The sequence below is a fragment of the Bacillus sp. FJAT-18017 genome (assembly GCF_001278805.1).
Classification (GTDB): domain Bacteria; phylum Bacillota; class Bacilli; order Bacillales; family Cytobacillaceae; genus Bacillus_D.
Map to the genome: position 1 here is coordinate 4,207,780 of NZ_CP012602.1, position 23,096 is coordinate 4,230,875.

Here is a 23,096-nt window from a genome sequence, read left to right on the forward strand (position 1 = left end):
CTAAGCATTTTTTACAGTAATCCCCTTAAAGATAAGGATCCCCGCTAAATAAGAGGAAGATTATTTTAATTATAGAAACCATTCGCCCTGAGCAATTTTTTCTACTTTTCCTCCCACATATACTATTATTTCGCCGTTTTCATTACTTGCCTTTAAAAACAATAAAGATCGTCTTTTAATTTCATATCCTTGTTCTACACGAATATTAATTTCGCTTTTACCAAAATACCGATATTTAACTAAGTAAGCAGCCAAACAACCATTAGAACTTCCAGTAGCAGCATCTTCTGGAATACCAAAATAATCTGCAAAGTCTCGAACGTTCAAATGATTATCTACACTATATGTTTCAGGGGAGAAGACCATAATTGCTTTTGCATCAGTATGCTCGATTAATTCAAAGTATTTTTCTTTATTAATTCTAACTTTTTTAACAGCTTCTAAAGATTTTAAAGGTACAACAATCACAGGAAGTCCTGTTGAGACCTCCTGGATAGGAAATCTATCATCTATGTAGTCTTTATTTACATTTAAAACAGCAGAAACCTTATTTATATCTAAAATTCGGCCAAAAGTGGGGGTATTTTGTTTCATCCAAAGTATTTGTTCTTGTTTATCGAACGAAACGGGTATCTGTCCGGTTTTAAAATTTAGAATAAGCTTATCTATTGGTTCCCCTATTATTTCATTTTGAATGATAAATGCAGTTCCTAAGGTGGGGTGTCCAGCAAAAGGAACCTCTTCATTAGGTGTAAAAATACGAACATCATAACCATCATCTTTTTGTGTATCTGATAAAATAAAAGTGGTCTCTGAATAATTAATCTCTTTGGCTATTTGTTGCATTTTATTATCCGAAATATTTTCTGCATTCTTAAAAACAGCAAGTTGATTTCCTGTATATTTCCCTTGTGAAAAAACATCCACAATTGAAAAAATAATTTTCCCCATTATTTCTATACCTCCACCTTGACTGTAGAATTTTTATAACTTGCTATTTATTTTCTTTTTAAGATTCAGGATTGCTGCTCCGTCTTTACAATAAGGATTCAAGTAAAAGCTGTTAACCATCTTGGATTCAAAGACCGTTTTAGTTGAAGTAATTTTACTGTTCATACGGATTTTTAAGTACCTTTTGCATAAATAGTTCGGGATTATTAATCTGTTCAAAACCATATTGGCTATATAATGAATGTGCATCATTTGTAGCTAACATAAATCTGCGAACTCCGTGTAATTCGGAATGGTTTGTGATAAAATCCATTAACCATTTTGATAGCCCTATTTTCCGATAATCAAGCAATATAAACACATCACAAAGATAAGCGAACGTTGCTAAATCAGTGATTACCCTCGCAAAACCGACTTGTTCAAAATCTTCTTTACCTGCATCACCTTTATAAACCCCAAAACATAGCGGAGAATTTTCTATTGCCTTTTTTACAGTTTGAACGGGTATACCTTTTGACCAGTATGCTTCTTGAGATAAGTAGTTATGTATTAATGGTAAATCTAAATACTCTTTATTTGTAGAAATCGAAAATCCTTTATTAGTCCATATATCCAATTTAATTCCCCCAAATTTTTCACATGTTCTGTAATCAATTTAAACTTTTAATTAAGAGTTAATCAACAAAACTCCCGTTTGTTCAATAAGAAATTCAACAAAAAGGTGCGTAATCCTTACTGGATTATCGCACACGTAAATTCAATAAAATTACTGAAACAACCTTACTATCCAAACAATCAGATACATGGGAGCAGCAACAATAATCATCCCCGCCAGTAAATAACTAATTGACCTTATGATAAACTTAAAGACATCATATATAGCTCCCGCCAAGTCATCAACAAACTTCTTCATTAATTAAACCTCCAACGGCTAAAACTTGTTAGTTTAATTTTACCATCGATCCCCTTGGAAAAATCAAAATATTGAATATCTTTAATGGCCTTCTTAAACGCTACTCCCCCTTTAGCGCAAAAAGGTGCTTTAATCCTTCTTGGATTAAAGCACCATTAGTTATTAAGATTATTTAAAGTTCATTAATAACATTAATCTCTTTGGAAACAGGTAACCCGAAATATTTGTACTTTATCGTAATGAATTCAATTGGTTGCTTAAAGTTCTTAATTCTAATGCCGTATTGAATAGGAGTGTTTTCTTTTTTATTGAGGGCATCTATTACCTGATCACTTGAGAGTCTGGGATTAACAAATTCTTCCCCAAAATCAACAAATTTTATCGACTCGTTATCCGTCCCGCTTTGTACAATATGTGAAGTATCATAACTAATCCCTAAGTCCACCTTGCCAACTTGGTTATTTATTAGTACCTCTTTTATTAGCACCTTACTAATTCCTTCGTTATCTAAATGAAATACAATCTCTTTGTTCCCGTTCATATCTTCATAAGTTGAACTTCCGTTTATAGTAATTGGATTACTAAAGTAAATCAAACCAAGAAACACAACGAGTGTGCCAGTTAACATAATTGATAGTACAGTAAGACTTTTTTTCAAAAGCTTTTCCCCCTAAAGCTTAATATTCATTCTTGGTAAACTAAACGGCACCGCTTAGCAATTTTATTTTTTTGCTAACCTACCTTATTTTTATTACCTCATTTTATGTATCTTTTAGCTATTAAACATCCCACCAACGAAACTGCAATCGCTATAAATGGAATATAAACCGTACTTTCCGTGTACAACGTTACAAAATAACCCAATATAGGCAACAAGATTATTAGTAGAATTATGACAAAAATTGATTGCCGAGTAGTTAATTTCAGCAAAATTCACTTATTTCACCACCATTTTCCACGCCCGATATTTGAGTAAGCCTCCTTAATTTTAACATAAATAACCAATTAATCTTTTATAAATTTCAGTACATCCTTTTACCATATCAATCAAATTTCCACGGTGACAATAACTATTGTTAATGTGTCAACAAGGTAGCGATTGCTATGTGAAGTCACCGTTCATTTATATAAAATAAAGAAGCAGTCTAATTAATTAAATTGGACTGCTAATTGGAGTGCTGATTTAGTTTTTGTACTAAAATACAGAACCATTTACTTTTTTATAGCCGGTGATATCAACGGAAGTGCCCATTTGTTCATACTACATTGATTTACTTAAGTTACGGTTATTACACCGTTTTGTTTGGTAACTGAAATGGAAGCAAGCGCCTGTTCATTAAAGCCTTTAGAGATCAGCCATACTGCTAAGATCATTTCATTAGCTGCTACTGGCAGAGCCAAAATGCCGCCCCACACAGAAATTTGCTCAATGACGCCGAACATGACCAGTAAGGAACATACAAATACAGAGATTGCACCTGTAATACCAAGGATGGATAGCGGTCTTGGAACGAGCCTGGTTTTATAAAATATATAGCTGTACATGATGGTGTTGAGTCCTAGCATGAAAAGCGGGCCAAGCATGAAGGTCCAGTCGTGAATTGCTTTTAACAAAATTCCTGAACTTTGGTAGGAGGCAATATCCGGGGCTCCTGCCGATACAAATTCACGGCTCAAAGTTAGAAGGGAAAGAACACTAATTACTCCAACTGTGATGACAATTGCTTCGAGAAACCGGAAGCAAACATGCCATATGGCGATTGTTTCGTTGTATTTCCTTAATATCGGGAACATGACTGTTGCAGTGCCAATTGCTGAAACGACAAGGAACAGTTCCATAACAGCGCCAAGTACAATCTGGCTTCCATGTTCAGCGCCATTCATAAGGTAGTCTGGACCTATTAGGATTGGATCGTACAATTTCAGGCCGATAACTGCCGTGACCGCAGCGAGAATAAACAATACCCCTACAAGTTTTGCCGCTTTTCTGTTTGAATTCAATTCCATCCCCTACTTTCCTAAATTCAAGCTTACTCTTTTGGATCGTTCCCATAAAAGAATACTTCTTCCAACGGCAAGTTAAAGGCGAGAGCGATACGGAAGGCCAGTTCCAAAGATGGGGAGTAATTTCCCTTTTCAAGAGCTACGATTGTTTGTCTAGTTACACCTACCTTGTCAGCGAGCTGCTGCTGTGTCATTTCATTATGGTTGAAGCGTAGTTTGCGAATATGGTTGCCGACAAGATTCTTACTCACGGCTATACTCCTTTCCGATAGTGATAAAGTTTTGTAATCGAACCAGCCAGATCCGAGATGAATCCTGCCAGGATCAGGATGATGAACATCGCCTGTGACGGCTGATAAAAGACCAGCGAGCCCATTGCGAACAGGAAGCCGCTAACAAACAGAAAGAATGAATTCCGGAATGCTTTCAATCCAATTAATTTATCGAGTTCATCCTCGAAACTTGGTTCCTTTTCTCTAGTCGTTATCCGATAGTAGATGTTAAAAATAATGCTGATTATAATATGTGCGACTACGGAGAATAAAGTCAGGATGAGGACGAAGGAGCCCCAGTATTGAAAGGTTGCAGCGGATTCGAGGCCTCCTCCTGGATGCCTCGGGTACATGTACAAGCAATAGCCAATAAAAATGAGGATTGTGCTGAACAGAGAAACGATGCTTTTCTTTTCTTGATACGTCAAATTTGCACCTCCTGTATGCTTTGTTTTACAAAGTGTAAAGTTTTATATACTTAATGTAAAGCAAACTATACATAGAGTCAATAAAAAGTTTCAGAAAATTAAGCCTATTTTACAGAGCTAGCTCCAATAGCCATTCTTGTTGGTTTTCTTTGGTGGGAATGGTGGGCGAAGTGAATGTGGTTGCCGCTTTGGTCGTAGGTGCCGGCGCAGGCCGGCTTTTTCCAAAAAGAAGGTTGTTGTGAAAAAAGCTATGATAAAATGAAGGGACTATTTGGTTGGTTATTGGGGTGAATGGTTTGGGAGAGGACGATAAATCGTTTAAGGAAGAGTCGTTTGGTACAAAGGTAGTTATTATCATTGCTATTGCAGTACTGATTATGGGTGCTGTTGGATTTGCTTTTGGAGTTTACTATTTTGGGCTTTTGGGGATTTTCAACCTGGTGGGAGTTCAATATGATTCTTTGTTTTCATTCTTTTTATTTGTTGTATTGTTTTTCCTTTTAGGAATTCCGGGAGAGCTTGTTGTTAAGGTCTTTGAGGTCTTGCTGTCGTTTCTTTCTGCAGATAACATTTCGACGAGGTTTTTAATAAACGGGTTGGTTAATTGGTCGATTTTATCGTTGGCGGACTTTTTTATGGATTCTATTTATATCAGCCAGCCGACATTGCTTGGTATTGCTTGTATTATCGCGATCATTGAAACAGTCCTGGATAAGGATGAGAAACGGGGCTCTCAGGTGAAAAAGCAGCAGCAGTGATAAATACTAAAGAAAGCAAAAGCGGCTTGGCCTTATGAATAGGCTATAGCCGCTTACCATTTTTATGGTCAATTATTGTTAAGTCCTAGAGTTCAATCTCTTTAATGATTCTTGCCGGGTTCCCGCCTACTACTACATTATCTGGTACATCTTTCGTAACGACGGCACCTGAGGCGATTACGACATTGTCTCCTACCGTTACCCCAGGGTTTATTATTGCGCTTCCCCCAATCCAGACATTGTTTCCAAACGTAATCGGCTTGGCATATTCTTTACCGGAATTACGTTCAGTTGGATGAAGTGGATGTGTTGCCGTATAGATTTGGACTCCTGGTGCCAGCATGCAATTATCCCCAAATCGCACTTCACAAACATCTAAAATCGTGCAATCAAAGTTTGCATAAAAGTTTTCGCCTACGTGCGTGTTATAGCCATAATCAAAGCGGATATTTGGCTCAATATACACGTTTTCCCCAGTGGAACCGAGTAATTCCTTCAGTAACTGGGTTCTCAGTTCGCCTTCAGATTCTTTTGTTAGGTTATAGACCCTGACCTTGCGCCTTGCTTCCTCACGATCCTTTAGCAATACAGGGTCAGCGGGGTTATACATTTCTCCTGCGATCATTTTTTCTTTTTCGGTTTTCATCGTATGACCTACTTTCAATGGATTTGAAGTATATCCAAACTGATAAACCCTCTTTGTGTTTCTCAGTGAATGGACCATTTTTTTCTAACAGCTACTATACAAACTCTGCAAACCTACTCTATGTATTTATCCTATTGATCATAAGTTCAAGTCCAAGGCTTTGTAAACCAACAAATAATCTTGCTGCCAATTTTCTCAACTACCGGCAGTAAAAACTGGCCTTGAGGTATTCTTTTAAATCAAGCTGTCGAACAGCTCATAACCTGGTAATAAAAAATCTGGTCGAAAAAGGATGTCGATTTTTAAGTTCTTACTAGCAAAGTTACTAATTCCTCTGGTACCAATCTTAGTTTATTGTCTGCAAATGAATTAAGCGGCTTCCAGGATAGTTTAATTCTTTGGCCATTATCCTCAATCCCTATAAAAGTTGATTTTTCATAGAATGATTTATCAACAAATTCAGCGTCATACACAAAAACGATTTCATGGCCCAGGTCACCGTTATAGGTAAAAATATTTTCAATTGTCCCTAAGTGTTTTATGTTAATGATGTTCGCGCCGATTTCTTCGAGCACTTCTCTTTCCAATGCTTCTGAACTTGTTTCCCCATATTCGATTCCTCCGCCAATGGGACGATAATAATAATCTTGCTTTACCTGGTCAAAGCCTTCACAGACCAGGATTGAATCGCCTTTTTTAAAACACAGATTGATATTGCCCGAATTTCTCCTTTTCTCATCTTTTTCCTCCACTCCCTGATGACTCCATTAGATGATACTGGTCCTTATAAACGCAACTTGTAAAAGGTGTGTTTTACTCGACATTTCTGTTCTCCGGAGGCGGCAAAACGTCTAGAAAGTGTGGTTTTCTCGACGTTTCTGTTCTCTGAAGATAGCAAAACGTCTAGAAAATGTTATTATTTGACTTTTTCTTTTTAGAAAAGCTAAGTATTCCGATTATCAAAAATACCATACTCAAGGCCCAGGCAATCCCAGACATCGCTATCCGAAGGGATATTTCTTCGGATGCCATCGGATGAATATAATTAAAGGAAATAGCTTGTAGAAAGAAATATATTGCTACCGAAAATATAACAAAATGTAAGACTACCCAAGCGTATGCAGCACGTTTATCTCTGATCCATACCAGCAGGACAACCAGAAATGCAACTCCCATTACAATAGAGAAACCGCTAATTAGTAAGCTTATTACTTCCTGTTCTAAAGGCATCTATCCTACCTCCTCAAATTCGGATGATTTAATTCCTTTTATTTACTTCTAATTTCGACAAAAAGCCACGGTTTCCTTTAAGAAGCTCTTTTCCAAACCAACAATTCTTCCATATTTCATAAGGACTTTGTTTTAAGAATACTTCTCCTGTTATGGATTAGGTCCAAACAAAAAAACGAATCGGGGAACTTCCCCGATTCGCAGTTACTTATTGGTTACTTTTTTTAATCATTTCCGCCACTGAGACTGTACGTTTTGCTTGATGTTTTACAGCGGCTTCCGCCTGTGGCATGTCCTTCATTTTGCCATCTTCACCGACGGTAACGCTGGTTCCGTATGGGTTGCCGCCAGCCCCGAACAGAACTGGATCTGTGTATCCCGGCGGTACGATGATCGCACCCCAGTGCATCATTGATGTGTATAGTGCCAAAATTGTTGCTTCCTGTCCGCCATGCGGATTCTGTGCGGAGGTCATTGCACTGACGACTTTGTTAACTGTTTTGCCGGTTGCCCAAAGTCCGCCCTGAGTATCCAGAAACTGCTTCATTTGGGATGCAACGTTACCAAATCTGGTTGGAGTACTGAAGATAATTGCATCGGCCCACTCCAGGTCATCAGATGAAACGACTGGAATATCCTTCATTGCATCTGTTGTCTTTTTCCATACTTCATTTCCTTGAACAACGGATTCAGGTGCCAGCTCTTCGACTTTCAACACCCTAACTTCTGCACCGGCTTCACGTGCGCCTTCTTCAGCCCATTTTGCCAGCTGAAGATTTGTACCACCCATACTGTAAAATACAACTGCCAGATTTACGTTTGCCATTTGCTTCATCTCCTTTTTCGTTGATCTTCCAAATAATCTAGAAAAGAAACCCACTCGGATTCACCACCAATATATTGATACCTTTCCTTCAATCTCCTTAAACAGGATTATTATGGCTTTAACCCATTTGCTTTATGCAAAAGACCTCTTTTGCGCTAGAGTCGATAGGCGGGGATTTTACCTCTTCGCCCATTTTTTTAGCGGCTGCTTTGCATAATCAATATCGAACCCCACAAGATTGTTCTTTTCATCCCGGAAGCCGAGTGGTGCGAATTTATCGTCAATGAAAATTACCAATACTTTGCATTTTGGCCTCGGTCCTGATGGTAGAGCTTGAGCAGGCTGTAAGTACAGAGAATACAGCTGCAATTATTAAAACAGGAAACTTGCTAACCTTCACATTTTCAACTAAACCACCTTTTTATCAATTGGATTTTAGTACGTTTACATATTCATTGCTGTAAATAAAAAGAGCCCCTTCCGATAATTGGAGAGGGCTCTTGGTCTTATTCTATTAAGATAGTTTCATATTTTAGTTATGGATGAAACGCATTTTTCCCGCCAACAATTGGCAGGGTTATTTCGCTGCGTGTTGGGGTTACTGTGATTTTAGTTCCGGCGCTAGGACGAAGGGTGTAGTCGAAATCGCTGGCTATTAGCACAATGCCGATTTTGTGCCCAGCTTTAAAAATATAATCCTTCGGCTCCATTGCCCACTCAAACGTATAATCTCTTCCTGGGACTAGTGATTCTGAGCGATCCACCGAATGAAGATTTTGCGGATCAACCCAGCCGCGCGAAACGATAACAGGTGCCCCACTGCTATAATCGACGAGCAATGCTGTTAAGTTCGCGGCTGGGCGGTCAATGCTGGCACGGATACTGACTTTAGGTGTTCCGCTGATCCGTACTTCACCGGTTAATTCCTGTGTTACATAGGCTAAGCGGTTCGGAGAATTAAGGTCAGGGTTAGCAATTAAAACATTTGCCTTCGTCTTCGGGTCATCAATTAATGATTGCTTATCGTGCGGCTGATTTGGAACCGGATTTAAAACCATTGCCCCAAAATCATTTCCCGAACCTGTTAAATGAAGTTTTGTGGAAACAGAACCAGGTGCTGGCCAACTGGCTTCTTTCTTCCAGGTTTTGTCTTCGCGCTGAATATCTACGGCTGGTTCATTCATCACTCCGTTTTCAATTCCATAAAGATAATAGTCAAACCACTTGTTCCGTAATTGCGGCCAGTTATTCCCGGACGGGCTTGAATGTCCGCCCTGATGCAGCCACAATCTGCGCGGAACATCATTTTCCCCTAATGCTTCCCACCACTGGGCGAATTGCTTTGTCTTGACGTTCCAATCATTCAATCCATGAACAACGAGAACACTCGCCTTGACTTTATCCGCATCTTTGACATAATCGCGATACGCCCAGAACTCGCTGTAATCTCCTGATTCGCGGTCTTGATCACGTTTAAGTTCGGCAATTACCTCTTTACACACCTCTGGATTTTTTCGCGTTAATACTGCTTCCGCGAGGTTGTCAGCATCTTCACCTTGATAACCGCCTGGGGCGATAACGGCTCCGTTGGCACGATAATAATCATACCAGCTGCTGATGGCTGCTACTGGAATAATCGTCTTCAAACCCTCGACACCTGTTGCTGCTACGGCATTCGGCAATGTCCCATTGTAGGAAGTACCCGTCATCCCGACATTCCCAGTCGACCAATCGGCATTGACCTCTTTTCCATCCTCAGTGAAGGCATTCGCACGGCCGTTCAGCCAATCAATGACAGCCTTCGTTCCGAGAATTTCCCTCTCATCGCCAGTTGTTGGACAGCCATCGGATTTCCCCGTCCCGATACTTTCAGCAAGAATCACACCGTACCCGCGGGGAACATAGTAATTTCCTAAAGAACCTAGATTGGCAGCCTGTCCTTGTGCATTTGCATAGGGCTTACCACCGCGTCCATAGCCATTGCCGGGGTGTGAGACCGGTATTAAGTCGACATCTACATTAAACACAGGCACATTTAGAATACCGGAGCGATACGGACTCATTTCATAAATGACAGGTACCTTAACTCCAGGATTCGTTTTTGGACGGTGGATTGTGATGGAAACCCGATCGCGCTTACCGTCTCTATCACTATCTATTTCTGTTTCAACAAATAATTTTTCTGTGATTGCCTCATCGGTGGAGTAAATCGGTTTCGTCATGCCATTTTCGAGTTCAATTTTTGTAGCGTCTGAGGCTGTTTCCGGAATTAAACCATTCAGCGGGATTCCCTTCCACTCCATACCCTTATCATTGTCATAAGTTTGGACCGCCTGACTCTTCTTACTTTCGGCATTAACCATCCACGGATTTGCGCTTGCCAATAGTGATAGCGAAAGAACAGAGCACAAACCGGCGGATAAGACCTTTTTCCTCATGATTTTTCCTCCTTGTTTCTACTAATTTGGTTTGCACCAATCTTAAGTATATAACTTAATATTCAAAATTTTAAGTAAATTGTATCTAATGAAAAGAAGTATTTTTAAACTAGTAAAATAGGCGGAGGGAATCCCTAAAGAAATGATATAGTCCAGGACCTTTAGAGCAGCAGGAGATTCTTTGACCGCTGCAAATTATTTTTAAGTAATGATAGCTAATGGGAAGATGAAGTCTTTAAGAGACTTTAAAGAAATGCCGCTAATTGCTCAAAACGGTAGAACGGGCCTACAAAAAAAAGCCCCCAAGGCTGGGGGCTGGTAGAAATAGAATTATTGTGCTGTATAGCCGCCGTCAATTACAACAGCTTGGCCAGTCACACTCTTCGCTTTATCACTTGCTAGGAACAATGCATAATCTGCAATTTCACTTACATCAAGCAGACGTTTTTGCGGAACGAGTGGCAGTAGTACTTCAGCCAATACATCTTCAAGAGGTACATTGCGTGTTTTTGCCAGGTCGGCCATTTGCCCGCGTACCAGCGGTGTATCAACATATCCTGGTGCAATTGCGTTTACTGTAATACCGTGCTCTGCACCTTCAAGTGCAGCCACTTTTGTAAGACCAATGACGCCATGCTTGGCACTATTGTAAGCCGCCTTGCCAGCAAATCCGATTAGACCGTTAATTGATGCGATATTAAGAATACGCCCGAACTTTTGCTCCTTCATGATAGGGAATACATGCTTGGTCATGATGAATGGTGCAACAAGCATGATTTTTTGCATCAATTCGAACTTAGCTGTTGGGAAATCTTCAATTGGCGACACATGCTGCAAACCAGCGTTATTGATGACGATGTCAACAGTGCCATAGGTTTCTTTTGCAACTTTGATTAAATTGACGATTTCTTCTTCACTTGTTACATCAGCTTTCACGCCGATCGCTTCATATCCTTCTTTTTTAAGGGTTTCAGCTGCTTCCTTTACTTGTTCCTCGTTGATATCCGAAAGAACAACCTTTGCACCTGCTGCGGCAAAGTGTTTGCCAATTTCAAAACCAATCCCGCGTGCTGAACCTGTAATTATAGTTACTTTGTTTTCAACCATTATAAATCCCCTCCAAATGTTTTTATATATTAAACCAATCCGATAGCGCCCATGATAATCCCAACAATCATAGCGAGTGTAGGAATCAGCAAGGCTACCACAAATACATACTTATAGGTTTCCCGGTGACTCAATCCTGTTACCGCAAGCAGCGTTAATAACGCGCCATTGTTAGGAAGAATCGATGCACCAGATGCTACAGCAGCCATCCTGTGGAAAACTTCAGGGCTGATTCCTGTCGTTTGTGACAATTGGGCGAAGGATTCACCCAGAGTGGACAGGGCAATCCCCATCCCGCCTGAAGCGGAACCTGTAATCATCGCCATAATCTGAACTGCCAATGATTCTGCGACCAATGGGTTATCGGAAAGGTTAAATAACCAGGTAGTTATTTCATCAAATGCAGGTACCACGGCTATAACCGCTCCAAAACCTACAGCTGCACTTGTATTCAAAATCGCCATAACTGACCCTTTTCCACCTTCGTTTATTGAGCTTACAAACTTCTTGCGATCCTTAAGGTTAAGAATCATAATGCTGAGCACCCCAATGATCAATGCATAGAGGGCCTCGATTTTAACAACGTTAAGTAAAATAACGACGACGATTAAAGGAATTATAGAAAGAATCCAGTTTGGAACATCATCTTCATCCTTGTCTGATGATGCCGGGCCTTTAGCCGGCTCAGTAAATACCTCGCCTTTTGCCGTAAGCTTTTTCTGGCTATGGGCAAGAAAAAGATAACCGCCAACTGCCATTATGAGTGTCGTCACAATCCCGATTACAGGACCCGCCATAGGAGTCGTATTAAAGTAATCCATTGGAATCAAGTTTTGAATTTGCGGTGTTCCAGGAACGGATGTCATTGTGAACGTAAACGCCCCTAGCGCAAAAGTTGGAACAAGTAATTTACGGGAAATATTAGCTTCCCTGAACAATTCCAGTGCAATTGGATATATCGCAAATACGACTACAAACAAACTTACTCCGCCATATGTTAAAACGGCCGCGGCAATAAGCACTCCAAGGAGAGCTCTTTTCTTGCCAATCAGTTCCGTAATTTTTTTGGCGACTGACCTCGCCGCGCCTGTTACTTCCATTAGCTTTCCAAAGATAGCTCCTAATAGAAAGATTGGAAACCAGCTTTTAACAAAGCCAACAAGTCCGTCCATATACGTTTGTGTATAGGTTTCAAATACATTTAATCCGCTTAGTAACGCTACAACCCCGGCTGCCAGCGGTGCAACCCAAATAATCGACCAGCCAAGATAAGCTAATCCGACTAACAAAAGCAAACCAACAATAATACTTAGCACCGGAGATCACCCCTTTTCATTATGAATTTCTTTCGTGCTGCCATCCCTTTTTAATCCAGTGCTCTATTAACTATTTCAGTACATCAACCCCTTGTGTTCATTTCGAAACCTAAAGAATTATGAATTTAAACTTTATAAAATCATAAATCTCATCTTCGAGACATAACTTTAAACCCCCGTTTTATCTCTTGTCAATTTATCTGTTTTTCCTTTTTTGAAATAGCTTGCTAACTACTTCTTTACCATTCACTTAACTAGTTCCACTGTATAAGGAAAATAAACCTCTTATGGTTTTTACTATATTTTTAGTGGAAAAACAGAAAAGTTGACACAAAATCGTCACAAGTTTAAAGTTATCTCGAATTAAAGATTAAGTGATTAATATTATCTTGAAAAATCTTCTACTAACTAACAAAGGGGGAATTGTAATGGATTTAGTGATTATTCTTTTAGCTCTGGGATTGTTGATGTTTGCAGCTTATCGGGGTTTCTCGGTAATCCTGTTTGCCCCGATAGCCGCCTTACTTGCAGTCTTACTCATCGAGCCAGCTAATTTATTTCCCTTCTATTCAGGGGTATTCATGGAGAAAATGGCGGGATTCATAAAGGATTACTTCCCTGTATTCCTGCTCGGGGCTATTTTTGGAAAAATAATTGAAATGTCAGGAATAGCAGAATCAATAGCTAAGACGATTGTAAAGCTGATAGGCGCAAAACAGGCCATGCTTACAATTGTCCTTCTCGGAGCCATTCTGACTTATAGCGGTGTCAGTTTATTCGTAGCTGTTTTTGCTATCTATCCATTTGCTGTTCAATTGTTTAAACAAGCGGATATACCTAAAAGGCTGATGCCTGCTACCATTGCACTTGGTGCTTTTACATTTACAATGGATGCTTTGCCGGGTACACCGCAAATCCAGAATGTTATCCCTACCACTTTTTTCGGAACTGATATTTATGCAGCACCAGTACTTGGGATCCTTGGGGCACTTGTCGTATTAGGTCTTGGGATGGCTTACCTGGAAATGCGAAAGAGGAAGGCAAAGCAAGCTGGGGAAGGCTATTATGGATTTAAAGCTGGAAGTGAAGTTACCGAAGAAGAGGAAACTTCTGTTTCGTTGGATACAAAAGAATCCGTGTTCAAACAAATACTAGCATTCGTCCCTCTTATTCTTGTTGCTGTGATGAATAGTTATTTAACGAAAGCTATTCCGGCCTGGTATCCAAATGGATTCGACTTTGCGGAGCTGGGCCTGGGCCAATATACAGTTGATGTAGCAAAATCAGCTTCGATTTGGGCGGTTGAAGCCGCATTGGTTGCGGGAATTGTCACTGCGATAGCTTTTAACTGGAAGAGAACAATGCAAAACTTTAAGGAAGGGATAAACAAGAGCATTAGCGGTTCGCTGCTTGCCGTCATGAACACAGGTTCTGAATACGGCTTTGGCGGAATTATCGCGGCTCTTCCCGGCTTTTCCAAAATCAGTGATGGGATTTCCGGCGTCTTTTCAAATCCTCTCGTCAACGGAGCCGTCACGACAAGTACACTTGCAGGCATCACTGGGTCTGCATCCGGGGGTATGGGAATTGCGTTAAGCGCAATGGCTGATCAATATAACAAAGCTATCGAAGCAGCCAATATTCCTCCAGAGGTCATGCACCGGGTCGTCGCCATGGCATCAGGGGGTATGGATACTCTCCCGCATAACGGAGCGGTGATTACCTTGCTTGCTGTAACAGGCTTAACCCATAAACAATCGTATAAGGATATTTTTATGATTACGATTATTAAAACGGTGGCTGTATTTGTCATAATTGCTTTGTATACCTGGTTTGGACTTGTTTAAAGTCAGCGGCAACACCCTTTTGCGGGTATTGCCGTTTTTCTCTATATAGCGGGATTATCCATTCCAAAAAATTAGGCCGGAATCGTTTAAAGTGCGGAGGAGTGCGGGATGGGATGACTCCGGCCCTTTCTTCATGTTAAGTCGCATTCATTTCTAAGAATGCCTTAAAGTAGCTCTTGACAAGTCCTCAGTTTGAATTAATCAGCCTGCATTTTCTTTCTTTTTGTTTTGATCAAGAAAATGAGCCTTCAGCCAGTTTTCAATTTTCCCAAGGGCGTCCGGATGAAGCGGACGTCTTAGAATGTCTTTGAATCTCTTATTCGCTTTTAAAATGCTGAGATCTTCTGTCTGGATCCGGAGTCCGTGTTCCATGTCCTTTATAATCGCAATTTCAGCTTCTCCCTGAACCAGTGCCGGCAGCTCGGAAAGAACATCCTTGTCAGCCAGAGCGTCTTTATCACCAATTACAGCGAGGACAGGACAGCTAAAAGATTTTAAGGCCTCCCGAGTATGGAATTCGTCATGCTCTCTGAACCATTTTGCAGGCTGTTTAAAAAATAACTGGATTTTTACAATGTCTTCATTTGCCTGTTTGAATTTCTTCATTATTTTGGCAGCCTGCTTTTCACTTTTTTCTTCTACCTTCATCAGCTTAAGCAACTTGCCGAGAACCGGTTTTTCAAGTAATGCTTTATTTCCTAGCTCACGCTGTTTCCGCAGTGCTTCAGACATGTTATCAACCCCGCCTGATAAGAAGAGTGCTCCAGCAATTGGGATCGATGCACCCAAAGCAGTCGCAATAATCGTTCCTTCACTATGACCTGCCACAATCACTCTTTCACTATCGACATTTGGATGAACCTGAAGGTATTCTGTGGCAATACGTGCATCCTCCACGAGGTCGGATAGCCCCGCAGCCATCCAGTCACCGCTCCGCTTACCCGTCCCCCGCTTGTCATAGCGGAGCGTCACAAATCCGAGTTCCGTGAAGAAATCAGCAAGTTCCTTATAAAGATTTGTAGTCGGTTTACCTTTTGGACCGTTCCCATCTCGGTCTAGCGGCCCAGAACCCGCGATTAATAGAATGGCCGGGTGTACCCCTTCACCCGCCGGCATTGCCAAAGTTCCATAGATAGGATTTTTCTCCCCAAACATTACTTCTTTTTCCATCCCATTCCCCTCCATTTACCTAATACTATTGATTTTCTGGAATGATGATTGTCGCAAAATTACGCGGTTTCCGATCAGCGGATGGCTCATTCATCATAGCCTCGCTTATCAAGCCGCCCATCTTTTGAATCAATTCCATAAACTCTTTATCCGTCAAATGCATTCTTGCTACACGGAAAGAAACCCCGTCCCGAACCAAGTCGTAATCTTCACTCGAAAGATATTCCTCATAGCTCCCCATTAATTGCGCCAAAAACGTAAAAAACAACTCCAAATGCTGCTCTTTGCTTATCGAGTCTAGCGGCGCCGGCTCGATTTGTTTTAAGGCATATACCTTCTCGACCGTCCCCCTAATTTGATTCTCCTGAACCACTTCAATGAATCCGGCTTCGAGCAACTTGTTCAAATGGCGATATAGTGTTGCCTGAGGAACCTCCTTGAGGTGGTCAAGCAACTTGAAGGCTGTGAGCTTTCTGCCATTTACCAGTGCCTGGAGAATTTTCATGCGGACTGGGTGTAAGATAAGTTTAGTACGATCAAAATCCATATGATTAACCCCCCTAAGATGATTTTATTATCAAAGTTGAGAACAATTCCGCAAAAAAACACTGTTTATTATTTTCACTTTTGATAATAATACCTAGAGGTGAGAATGTCAACTCCCTTATAACTCAAGAATAAAGAAAACCACTTGCTCCTGCGCGGCAAGTGGCTTCGTAAAGTTTTTAGCTTGTAAAAATTTAAGCCGACAAGCGATTGTAACCAATATCAGTTTCAACTATTGGCTACACTCCTTTTTTTACAAGCTCTTTAAATTTTTTTGCGGTCCTAATTTCCACAGTCAAGGATCCTTTTTTCATTACAGTTTTCACCAGAATCGGTGCCCCGCTTGTGTTTAGAAACCGGAAATCAAGTCCTCCATAGGATACGGTTGCGTCTCTTCCCTTCGGAACATAGCCGACCCCAAGGGAATGATGGTGCCACTCAACATACTCGACTCCCAGTTGGTCCACTGCATTGAAAAGGGTGGAGGATGTTTGGCAAATGCCTCCTCCGATTCCCATGACCAGCTTTTTGTTGACGATTTCCTGTGCCGGCTGGTAACCGTGCGCCTCGTCGCTAGGCCCAACCTGGGTATTGAACGAAAAATGATCTCCAGCACCGACAATCACATTGTCGATCGCTTTTGCCGATAGCTCGATATTTTTGTTCCTGCCCTTGACACTCGGATCAAAGTAAGTCGTATAAGATGCAACTAATTGTTCACTCAAGTGCACTGCGTCTTCGGCCATATAGCTATTTGCTGATGAAACTAATGGCAGGATGACATCCCCGCCTTTCTCTGAAGCCTTGAGGATCATTTCCACCAATTGTGCCTCTTCCAAAATCACCCGTGGTTCTCCCTTAATAATTTGTCCATCGGGCCCAAGCTTGTCGAGATAGCCACGCTTGTCGTAACCGGGTTTCTTATCGGTTCCAGCAGCAAGTTCCCTTGCCCACTTTTCAAGCTTCTTCTTGTATTCCTCATTGTTTTTACCATATCCCATTTCTTTAGGGATAAAAGTTTGGATGGCATTGCTCAGAGCTGGATCCTTTATATTAACGACTACAGGCTGTGGCACGATTTCCTTTACAGGTTCAACCGGCTTCTGTTTGGTTTGTTTGTCTGCAGCCTTTGCTGTTTTCGTTTCTGCTTGTTTGCTCACTTCCACTCCATCAGTACATCCTGCCAAGCCTATGAAACTGCAAATCAACAACACTGATATTCCTTTTGTTAGCTTCAACATAATCCCCCATACACTTTTTCTAGGCCCATTTGTTTTATAAAAAGCCGCTTAGCTATTATATTCCGTTCTTGATAAAGTTTTCCTCTTTCTTTATACAAAACAAATTCCGACAAGAAAAGCGGAAGCGCCTCGGTCAGCGCTGTATGGACTCCTCGAAAAAGCTATCACTTTTTCTTCGTGCGATGCTGATGCTGCCGAAGCCTTCCTTGTGGAGGGCCTCGAAGGAGATAAAGGAAACACGATGAGCGCAAGCGAATCGATGTTGACTTATCGTAACGAGGGGACCGAAGTACACTAGGCGCTATGCGCGGGAGCTAGACGGAAGAAAAGCGCAAGCGCCTTGGTCAGCGCTGTAGCTAGACAGGTACAAAAAACCGTCTTCTTTTTAGGAAAACGGTTTTTATTTTAGTTGTCGTTCACTACAAGTATATTTATTTTTCTAGTATTGGCATTGGAAAATGCAAAACAAAAGTAGTTCCTTGGCCTGGTTTGCTTTCAATTTGGACCTTGCCATTCATAGAATTAATAATGCTATAAACAACCATCATTCCTAGACCCGTTCCATTTTTTCCTTTTAATGAAAAATATGGCTCTCCTAGTCTCTCTATTTGTTCACGGTTCATCCCAACCCCAGTATCAGAAATGTAAATTTCAGTACTCTCTCCCTTGATTTGAGATACAACTGTTAATGTGCCACCGTTTTCCTCCATTGCTTCTATAGCATTCTTAACAATATTTAAGATGCATTGATGGAATAAATGACGTTCACCATTCAGTTTTACGTCTTGGACAAGATTGGTATTTATGAGTACAGAATTCATATTTGCGAGGGGATGAATCATCTCAATAATATACTTTAATTCTTCATATACATCCAAGATTTCCAATTTATTCGGCGCCGGTTTAGCGAACGTAAGATAATCAGTAATGATTCTTTCTGCACGTTCCAGTTCGGTTTTCGCCAATAAGATGAATTCCCTCTTTTTATCAACTGGATAATCTTCGCTTTCCAGGATCTGCAGAAACCCCTTTGTTACTGTTAAAGGATTCCGGATTTCGTGTGAAATAGATGCAGCGAGGTGGCTTACAATTTCAAGTTTTTCAGAGCGTTGAATTCTTTTCTTAATAGCAATTGAATTCCGTACCCATTCAAGAGCGTATATTAAGATGAGGATACTAGCTCCATAAAAAGAAACAATTAAAAAATCATAACCCGTTGTGAAATTAAAGATATAGTGTATTAATTTCATCCCGGAATATCCTACTACTATGACAGTGCTGAATATAAGTGCCAGTTTCTTGCGAAGCCGCCATTTATGGTAGTGTTTGGATAAAATATAAATCACACTGGTTTCAATCATGACCATAATTGTATTTGCCATGGCTTCGTCGGGTGAATAAATCATGATATATCCAATTGTACATGCCGATAAAAATGGCAAGGTCAAACTGCCCCCATATAGCCCACCAATCAGAATCACCGTATGGCGCAAATCCATCATAAATTCCCCATTAATTCGTACACTAAAGATAAAATTCACGCATAATGCAAGAGCAAACGAAATGGTATAAACAATATTTCTTCGTCGTTTTGAGTATTCCTTGGTATCCAGTAACATCTCCGTAAAGACGGTTATCAGCAAGACAAAAAGAAGGTCAATCATCAGAATCTCGATAGTATTGAACATAAAGGGGTCCCCTGCTGTAAATTATTTTCTATTTATATTATATTGCCTATATAGGCATCCAGAAAGTGGGAATGTAACATTTAGAAAAAAATAACCAATTCTCTATTTCGATTATCTTACAGAGGAACCATTTTTAATTAATAGAGCATTGTTGGTTTCGAGAACGCTTGGACTAATTGCTTTTGAAGATTGGAACCGGCTCCCAAGAATTAAAAAAACATCTTTCCGGAGAAAGATGCATCATTACTTGTCTATGTTTATTGTTTTTTTTCCTCAATGACCTGGACCAGCTGCTCAATAATGTCGTTAAGCCTCATACTGCTTGTGTTTCTGCCCAAAATTGCCGACGTCTTTTCAACTAATACTTTTTCTTGCTCTGTCATGATACCCTCCAAGATATTAAAGCTGCCTTACAAAGTAATATTTTCCCATAAAATATTGATTTTGTATAGAGGTTTTTGTCGCTTTTTGTAGAAAAAAATATTTCACTTGGTTTACGCTGCATAAAAGCCGGGTAATGTAATAAGTCTGCAATTTAAAAATAAGACAATGTTCAACAAAATCTCTCATATCCATTTTTTTCATAAAAAGCTATAATATTTTTAGATTTTGAAAAACTTGTAAAGGTGGTTAAATGTGAAATCAGCATTTGAAGTATGTCTTCAAGAGATAGTCGATGAAGTTACAAGCCAAAAAGAAAGCCTCGCACAGCAAAGATTTGATGTCGATGTTAATACCTATTCCCCATATGTGAATTCGGCTTTAAGAGACTGGCGGGAGAATTTGATTTCAATCTTTGCTCAATCGATCTTTACTAGTTTGGAAGATACCTACGGTGAACTGAAGTCCTGGGGTTCTGAAAGCGTCAACCTTCTTGTCAACCTTGAACTGCCATTGGATATCGCTGTTGAAGAGGTCCGTTTTTACCGGAATACGATTGGTGAGATTATTAAAAATGAAGCTATCAAACATGAGTTTTCGATATCGGAATTCTATGACATCATTTCACGGTTCGATTCTGTTGTTGACCGAGCCGTCCATTGGCTCAGTTTGTCTTATTCCGAGACATATGCCGCCCGTATTACCGCAGCCGAGCTAACTGCACTGGAGCTTTCAATCCCGATTGTTCGCATAACCGAAAGAATTGGTATCCTGCCTTTGGTTGGTGATATCGATACAAAGCGTTCCCAGGAGCTAATGGAAAAAGCGCTTAAACATGGGACAGATCTTGGACTGAGCCATATTATAATTGATTTGTCCGGTGTCCCGATCATTGATACGATGGTTGCAAACCATCTTTTCAAGGTAATTGATGCTCTTAAATTGGTTGGAATCGAATCAATTTTGACCGGTATCCGCCCGGAAATTGCCCAGACGATGATTAACCTTGGCATAAAAATCAGCGGCATTTCCACATTTGCAAGTCTTCATAACGCAGTCAAATACCTACAGCCAAACATTGAGTAAGCCAGTACATTCCTACGAATGTACTTATATTTTTTATTTCGACAAATTCAGCAATGTATGTATGATATACTAGCTGGAAATACAGGGATACCTGAATTTTCTTGGTCCTCCCTCAAGGAGGTAATACTAGTTGGAAAAAATAAGTGTATTTCTTGATGATTATCGCCAGCCACCCACCGGATATGTGCTTGTAAAAACAATCGATGAATGTATCGAGTTATTAGAGAGATATCCTATTCACCATCTGTCGCTTGACCACGATTTGACTGATAAGAGAAGAAATGGTTTGATGCTCGTCCAGCATATGGTGAGAAAAGGTTTGTTTGCCGGGCGCATTACCATCCACTCGGCCAATTCAGTCGGCGGCAAAGCTATGTATAATCATTTAAAAACCGCTCAGGCAAACTTTTCCTGGCCCTCACATGTCGTCCTTTCCATGAGACCTCTCCCCCTTGAATCCTACCCCCTCCGGACACTCAAGTATTATGTGGAAACCTACCAATAGAATATCCATAACAGAAGGATTACAAGACAGGTCTGGCGCATTTGCCAGGCCTGTTTAGTTAGTTGTTTGTCTTTTACACCGACAACATTTTTCTTTTAGTTAGTCCTTTAGCTTGGAGATTTTCTTATTAAGTTCATTTATTTCCTTCTCGACATCGTAGAGATTTTTCTGGATCCGATCCCTTCTAGCTGTTAGCACGCTAAGCTGCTGCTTAAGTTCTTCTTTCTTTTCTGCCATTAACCTGTCCTCCATTGGTGGTCCTTTATTAAGAAATCCTTCTTTATTTTGCATTTTACGGTCAATTTTTATGAACAGCCTATGTGTTATTTAATTGGGATTTTCCAAAAAAATAAGTGTTAATCATATTCCAATTAACACAGCCAAATCGTTTTATTAATGAATATCACGCTTTCGGAAATTTCCTCCTTTTACTTCCGCAACATCGTATACTGTGACAAAAGCCTGTGGATCAATTTCATTAATAATATCCTTCATCTTACTATCTTCAAGCCGATTGATGACACATGTGATTTCTTTAAACTTCTCGTTCGAATATCCACCTTCCACTACTTTCAAGGTTGAGCCGCGCCCGAGGCGGTCACGGATTGTTTCCACCATTTCTTCGGGCTTATTGGTAATAACTTTAAAGGTTTTCGCTCCGCTTAAACCTTCTTCAACAATATGTATGACTTTAGATGCAATGTAATAGGCAATACCTGATAAAAATGCACCCTTCAGGCCGAATACCGTTGAAACAATAATGAAAACAAACAGATTTAAGAATAAAATGAAGTCGCTCGTTCCAAATGGCAGCCTTCTGGCCAGCAGGACGGCCAGCATATCAATACCATCGAGGGCACCGCCATTACGCAATGCCAACCCCATCCCAAAACCAATGATGATTCCACCCACTACTGTTATTAATAGCGTATCTCCCTGGATAATGGTTGGTATGTGGTGCATGACACTGGTCCCCACTGCAAGAGAGGCAATCCCTATTACCGATTTTATAGCAAAGCTTTTGCCAATTTGTTTATACCCTAAATAGACGAACGGGATGTTTAGTAGTGCGATTAATACCCCCAGCTGAATTCCTGTTAGTTGTGAACCGACAATGCTAATTCCGGTCACCCCGCCATCAGACACATTATTGGGGATTAATACAGCCTCCAGTCCGTACGCTGTAATGAAGCCGCCAATTATAATCATTAATATCCGTACTATCTTTAGTAATTTTCTTGGTTGTTGCATCGTTTCCGAACTCAATTTATTTTCCTCCCACCTGTGGTCCTGCATAATTTTTCTCTTAAAAGACTACCAATAATATCGTTTTCGTTCAACGGTATGGTTTTGCAGAAATTAGTTAATTTTTCTCTACTTTAACTTGAGCATCGGAGGTCGCTTCCTTGCCTGGATAGTAAGGCGTTGAGGATAAGTCTCAGCCAACTTTCCGCTTGGGTTGTAGGTTCCAAGCAGGATTTCCCTAGTACCTTATGCGGTTGCCGCCTCCTGCTCCCCCCCGAGATAGCTGTACAGGATTGCTTTTACGTCGTTCACGAAAGGTATTTCGATTGCACACCCACCTGATAGAACCACGATAATGTTTTCGTGGCGGGCGCCCGATCGCGAACAAGTTCCAGCTGATTGCTTCGGAGCTTTATGTACTTCCTGTCGATGCCTTCTGCCTCGCAGCTTTCATCCAAGCCCAGGAATAAGAGGATTACATCGGATTTTCCTGCCAAC

25 protein-coding genes are annotated in these 23,096 nt (G+C 40.5%); 4 read left to right on the forward strand and 21 right to left on the reverse strand.

What is annotated here, in order from left to right; translation table 11 throughout:
- Positions 1-69 precede the first annotated feature (69 nt).
- The 7 genes from AM500_RS19525 to AM500_RS19550 form a co-directional block, all read right to left on the reverse strand.
- Positions 70-951 carry a PhzF family phenazine biosynthesis protein gene (locus tag AM500_RS19525; RefSeq protein WP_053600725.1) on the reverse strand — a complete coding sequence of 294 codons (882 nt, stop codon included), beginning with the start codon at positions 949-951 and terminating at the stop codon, positions 70-72.
- Positions 952-1,105: 154 nt separating this feature from the next.
- The gene (locus AM500_RS19530) at positions 1,106-1,567 is read right to left on the reverse strand and encodes a GNAT family N-acetyltransferase (protein ID WP_053600726.1); all 462 of its coding nucleotides are present in this window, start codon (positions 1,565-1,567) and stop codon (positions 1,106-1,108) included.
- Positions 1,568-1,717: 150 nt separating this feature from the next.
- Positions 1,718-1,864 (reverse strand): hypothetical protein, encoded by a 147-nt coding sequence (locus AM500_RS25965; protein WP_197282626.1) that lies wholly within the window; start codon positions 1,862-1,864, stop codon positions 1,718-1,720.
- Positions 1,865-2,036: 172 nt separating this feature from the next.
- Complete coding sequence (locus AM500_RS19535; RefSeq protein WP_053600727.1) at positions 2,037-2,522, reverse strand: hypothetical protein; 486 nt, start codon at positions 2,520-2,522, stop codon at positions 2,037-2,039.
- Between the two features lie 617 nt (positions 2,523-3,139).
- Positions 3,140-3,871 carry a DUF4386 domain-containing protein gene (locus tag AM500_RS19540; protein ID WP_442853978.1) on the reverse strand — a complete coding sequence of 244 codons (732 nt, stop codon included), beginning with the start codon at positions 3,869-3,871 and terminating at the stop codon, positions 3,140-3,142.
- Positions 3,872-3,894: 23 nt separating this feature from the next.
- A complete protein-coding gene (locus AM500_RS19545) occupies positions 3,895-4,119 on the reverse strand; it encodes a helix-turn-helix transcriptional regulator (protein WP_053600728.1) in 225 nt (74 codons plus the stop codon).
- A gap of 2 nt (positions 4,120-4,121) precedes the next feature.
- A complete protein-coding gene (locus AM500_RS19550; protein WP_053600729.1) occupies positions 4,122-4,568 on the reverse strand; it encodes a hypothetical protein in 447 nt (148 codons plus the stop codon).
- 296 nt (positions 4,569-4,864) lie between these two features.
- Between AM500_RS19550 and AM500_RS19555 the strand changes: the two genes are divergently transcribed.
- Positions 4,865-5,326, forward strand: a complete 462-nt coding sequence (locus AM500_RS19555; RefSeq protein WP_156319859.1) for a YrvL family regulatory protein — start codon at positions 4,865-4,867, stop codon at positions 5,324-5,326.
- An 85-nt stretch (positions 5,327-5,411) separates the two neighbouring features.
- On the opposite strand, the gene AM500_RS19560 is transcribed toward AM500_RS19555, so the two are convergent.
- From AM500_RS19560 to AM500_RS19595, 7 genes are all read right to left on the reverse strand, one after another.
- Positions 5,412-5,972, reverse strand: coding sequence for a sugar O-acetyltransferase (locus AM500_RS19560; protein ID WP_053600731.1), 561 nt, complete (start codon positions 5,970-5,972; stop codon positions 5,412-5,414).
- Between the two features lie 302 nt (positions 5,973-6,274).
- Complete coding sequence (locus AM500_RS19565; protein ID WP_231688047.1) at positions 6,275-6,724, reverse strand: NUDIX hydrolase; 450 nt, start codon at positions 6,722-6,724, stop codon at positions 6,275-6,277.
- Positions 6,725-6,875: 151 nt separating this feature from the next.
- Entirely contained in the window at positions 6,876-7,202 is a 327-nt protein-coding gene (locus AM500_RS19570; protein WP_053600732.1) for a hypothetical protein, read from the reverse strand.
- A 208-nt stretch (positions 7,203-7,410) separates the two neighbouring features.
- On the reverse strand, positions 7,411-8,028 hold the full coding sequence (wrbA, locus tag AM500_RS19575; RefSeq protein ID WP_053600733.1) for an NAD(P)H:quinone oxidoreductase: 618 nt from the start codon (positions 8,026-8,028) through the stop codon (positions 7,411-7,413).
- Between the two features lie 536 nt (positions 8,029-8,564).
- Positions 8,565-10,466, reverse strand: a complete 1,902-nt coding sequence (locus tag AM500_RS19585; RefSeq protein ID WP_053600735.1) for a Xaa-Pro dipeptidyl-peptidase — start codon at positions 10,464-10,466, stop codon at positions 8,565-8,567.
- Positions 10,467-10,796: 330 nt separating this feature from the next.
- Positions 10,797-11,573, reverse strand: coding sequence for a 3-hydroxybutyrate dehydrogenase (locus AM500_RS19590; protein WP_053600736.1), 777 nt, complete (start codon positions 11,571-11,573; stop codon positions 10,797-10,799).
- 29 nt (positions 11,574-11,602) lie between these two features.
- Positions 11,603-12,889 (reverse strand): GntP family permease, encoded by a 1,287-nt coding sequence (locus AM500_RS19595; RefSeq protein ID WP_053600737.1) that lies wholly within the window; start codon positions 12,887-12,889, stop codon positions 11,603-11,605.
- Positions 12,890-13,317: 428 nt separating this feature from the next.
- On the opposite strand from AM500_RS19595, the gene AM500_RS19600 reads away from it, so the two are divergent.
- Entirely contained in the window at positions 13,318-14,736 is a 1,419-nt protein-coding gene (locus tag AM500_RS19600) for a GntP family permease (RefSeq protein WP_053600738.1), read from the forward strand.
- Between the two features lie 201 nt (positions 14,737-14,937).
- On the opposite strand, the gene AM500_RS19605 is transcribed toward AM500_RS19600, so the two are convergent.
- From AM500_RS19605 to AM500_RS26280, 5 genes are all read right to left on the reverse strand, one after another.
- Complete coding sequence (locus AM500_RS19605) at positions 14,938-15,906, reverse strand: alpha/beta hydrolase family protein (protein WP_053600739.1); 969 nt, start codon at positions 15,904-15,906, stop codon at positions 14,938-14,940.
- A 25-nt stretch (positions 15,907-15,931) separates the two neighbouring features.
- A complete protein-coding gene (locus AM500_RS19610) occupies positions 15,932-16,453 on the reverse strand; it encodes a helix-turn-helix domain-containing protein (RefSeq protein ID WP_053600740.1) in 522 nt (173 codons plus the stop codon).
- A gap of 238 nt (positions 16,454-16,691) precedes the next feature.
- Positions 16,692-17,693, reverse strand: a complete 1,002-nt coding sequence (locus AM500_RS19615; RefSeq protein ID WP_053600741.1) for a VanW family protein — start codon at positions 17,691-17,693, stop codon at positions 16,692-16,694.
- A 431-nt stretch (positions 17,694-18,124) separates the two neighbouring features.
- Positions 18,125-19,381, reverse strand: coding sequence for a sensor histidine kinase (locus tag AM500_RS19620; RefSeq protein ID WP_053600742.1), 1,257 nt, complete (start codon positions 19,379-19,381; stop codon positions 18,125-18,127).
- Positions 19,382-19,638: 257 nt separating this feature from the next.
- Complete coding sequence (locus AM500_RS26280; RefSeq protein WP_269320306.1) at positions 19,639-19,764, reverse strand: hypothetical protein; 126 nt, start codon at positions 19,762-19,764, stop codon at positions 19,639-19,641.
- Between the two features lie 253 nt (positions 19,765-20,017).
- Between AM500_RS26280 and AM500_RS19625 the strand changes: the two genes are divergently transcribed.
- Both AM500_RS19625 and AM500_RS19630 read left to right on the forward strand, forming a co-directional pair.
- Positions 20,018-20,848: an STAS domain-containing protein gene (locus tag AM500_RS19625; protein ID WP_053600743.1), complete on the forward strand. Its 831-nt coding sequence runs from the start codon at positions 20,018-20,020 to the stop codon at positions 20,846-20,848.
- 130 nt (positions 20,849-20,978) lie between these two features.
- Positions 20,979-21,353, forward strand: a complete 375-nt coding sequence (locus AM500_RS19630) for a cyclic-phosphate processing receiver domain-containing protein (RefSeq protein ID WP_053600744.1) — start codon at positions 20,979-20,981, stop codon at positions 21,351-21,353.
- A 99-nt stretch (positions 21,354-21,452) separates the two neighbouring features.
- On the opposite strand, the gene AM500_RS25620 is transcribed toward AM500_RS19630, so the two are convergent.
- Positions 21,453-21,590 carry a hypothetical protein gene (locus AM500_RS25620; protein WP_156319860.1) on the reverse strand — a complete coding sequence of 46 codons (138 nt, stop codon included), beginning with the start codon at positions 21,588-21,590 and terminating at the stop codon, positions 21,453-21,455.
- 156 nt (positions 21,591-21,746) lie between these two features.
- Positions 21,747-22,604 (reverse strand): YitT family protein, encoded by an 858-nt coding sequence (locus AM500_RS19635; RefSeq protein WP_053601805.1) that lies wholly within the window; start codon positions 22,602-22,604, stop codon positions 21,747-21,749.
- Positions 22,605-23,096 lie beyond the last annotated feature (492 nt).

What these genes read in the sequence shown, in the direction of transcription:
- AM500_RS26280 (WP_269320306.1), bottom strand. Translation starts at nt 19,764, where the DNA reads ATGACAGAGCAAGAAAAAGTATTAGTTGAAAAGACGTCGGCAATTTTG.
- AM500_RS19525 (WP_053600725.1), bottom strand. Translation starts at nt 951, where the DNA reads ATGGGGAAAATTATTTTTTCAATTGTGGATGTTTTTTCACAAGGGAAA.
- AM500_RS19605 (WP_053600739.1), bottom strand. Translation starts at nt 15,906, where the DNA reads ATGGAAAAAGAAGTAATGTTTGGGGAGAAAAATCCTATCTATGGAACT.
- wrbA (WP_053600733.1), bottom strand. Translation starts at nt 8,028, where the DNA reads ATGGCAAACGTAAATCTGGCAGTTGTATTTTACAGTATGGGTGGTACA.
- AM500_RS19540 (WP_442853978.1), bottom strand. Translation starts at nt 3,871, where the DNA reads ATGGAATTGAATTCAAACAGAAAAGCGGCAAAACTTGTAGGGGTATTG.
- AM500_RS19570 (WP_053600732.1), bottom strand. Translation starts at nt 7,202, where the DNA reads ATGCCTTTAGAACAGGAAGTAATAAGCTTACTAATTAGCGGTTTCTCT.
- AM500_RS25965 (WP_197282626.1), bottom strand. Translation starts at nt 1,864, where the DNA reads ATGAAGAAGTTTGTTGATGACTTGGCGGGAGCTATATATGATGTCTTT.
- AM500_RS19615 (WP_053600741.1), bottom strand. Translation starts at nt 17,693, where the DNA reads ATGTTGAAGCTAACAAAAGGAATATCAGTGTTGTTGATTTGCAGTTTC.
- AM500_RS19600 (WP_053600738.1), top strand. Translation starts at nt 13,318, where the DNA reads ATGGATTTAGTGATTATTCTTTTAGCTCTGGGATTGTTGATGTTTGCA.
- AM500_RS19635 (WP_053601805.1), bottom strand. Translation starts at nt 22,604, where the DNA reads ATGCAACAACCAAGAAAATTACTAAAGATAGTACGGATATTAATGATT.
- AM500_RS25620 (WP_156319860.1), bottom strand. Translation starts at nt 21,590, where the DNA reads ATGGCAGAAAAGAAAGAAGAACTTAAGCAGCAGCTTAGCGTGCTAACA.
- AM500_RS19620 (WP_053600742.1), bottom strand. Translation starts at nt 19,381, where the DNA reads ATGTTCAATACTATCGAGATTCTGATGATTGACCTTCTTTTTGTCTTG.
- AM500_RS19610 (WP_053600740.1), bottom strand. Translation starts at nt 16,453, where the DNA reads ATGGATTTTGATCGTACTAAACTTATCTTACACCCAGTCCGCATGAAA.
- AM500_RS19585 (WP_053600735.1), bottom strand. Translation starts at nt 10,466, where the DNA reads ATGAGGAAAAAGGTCTTATCCGCCGGTTTGTGCTCTGTTCTTTCGCTA.
- AM500_RS19590 (WP_053600736.1), bottom strand. Translation starts at nt 11,573, where the DNA reads ATGGTTGAAAACAAAGTAACTATAATTACAGGTTCAGCACGCGGGATT.
- AM500_RS19560 (WP_053600731.1), bottom strand. Translation starts at nt 5,972, where the DNA reads ATGAAAACCGAAAAAGAAAAAATGATCGCAGGAGAAATGTATAACCCC.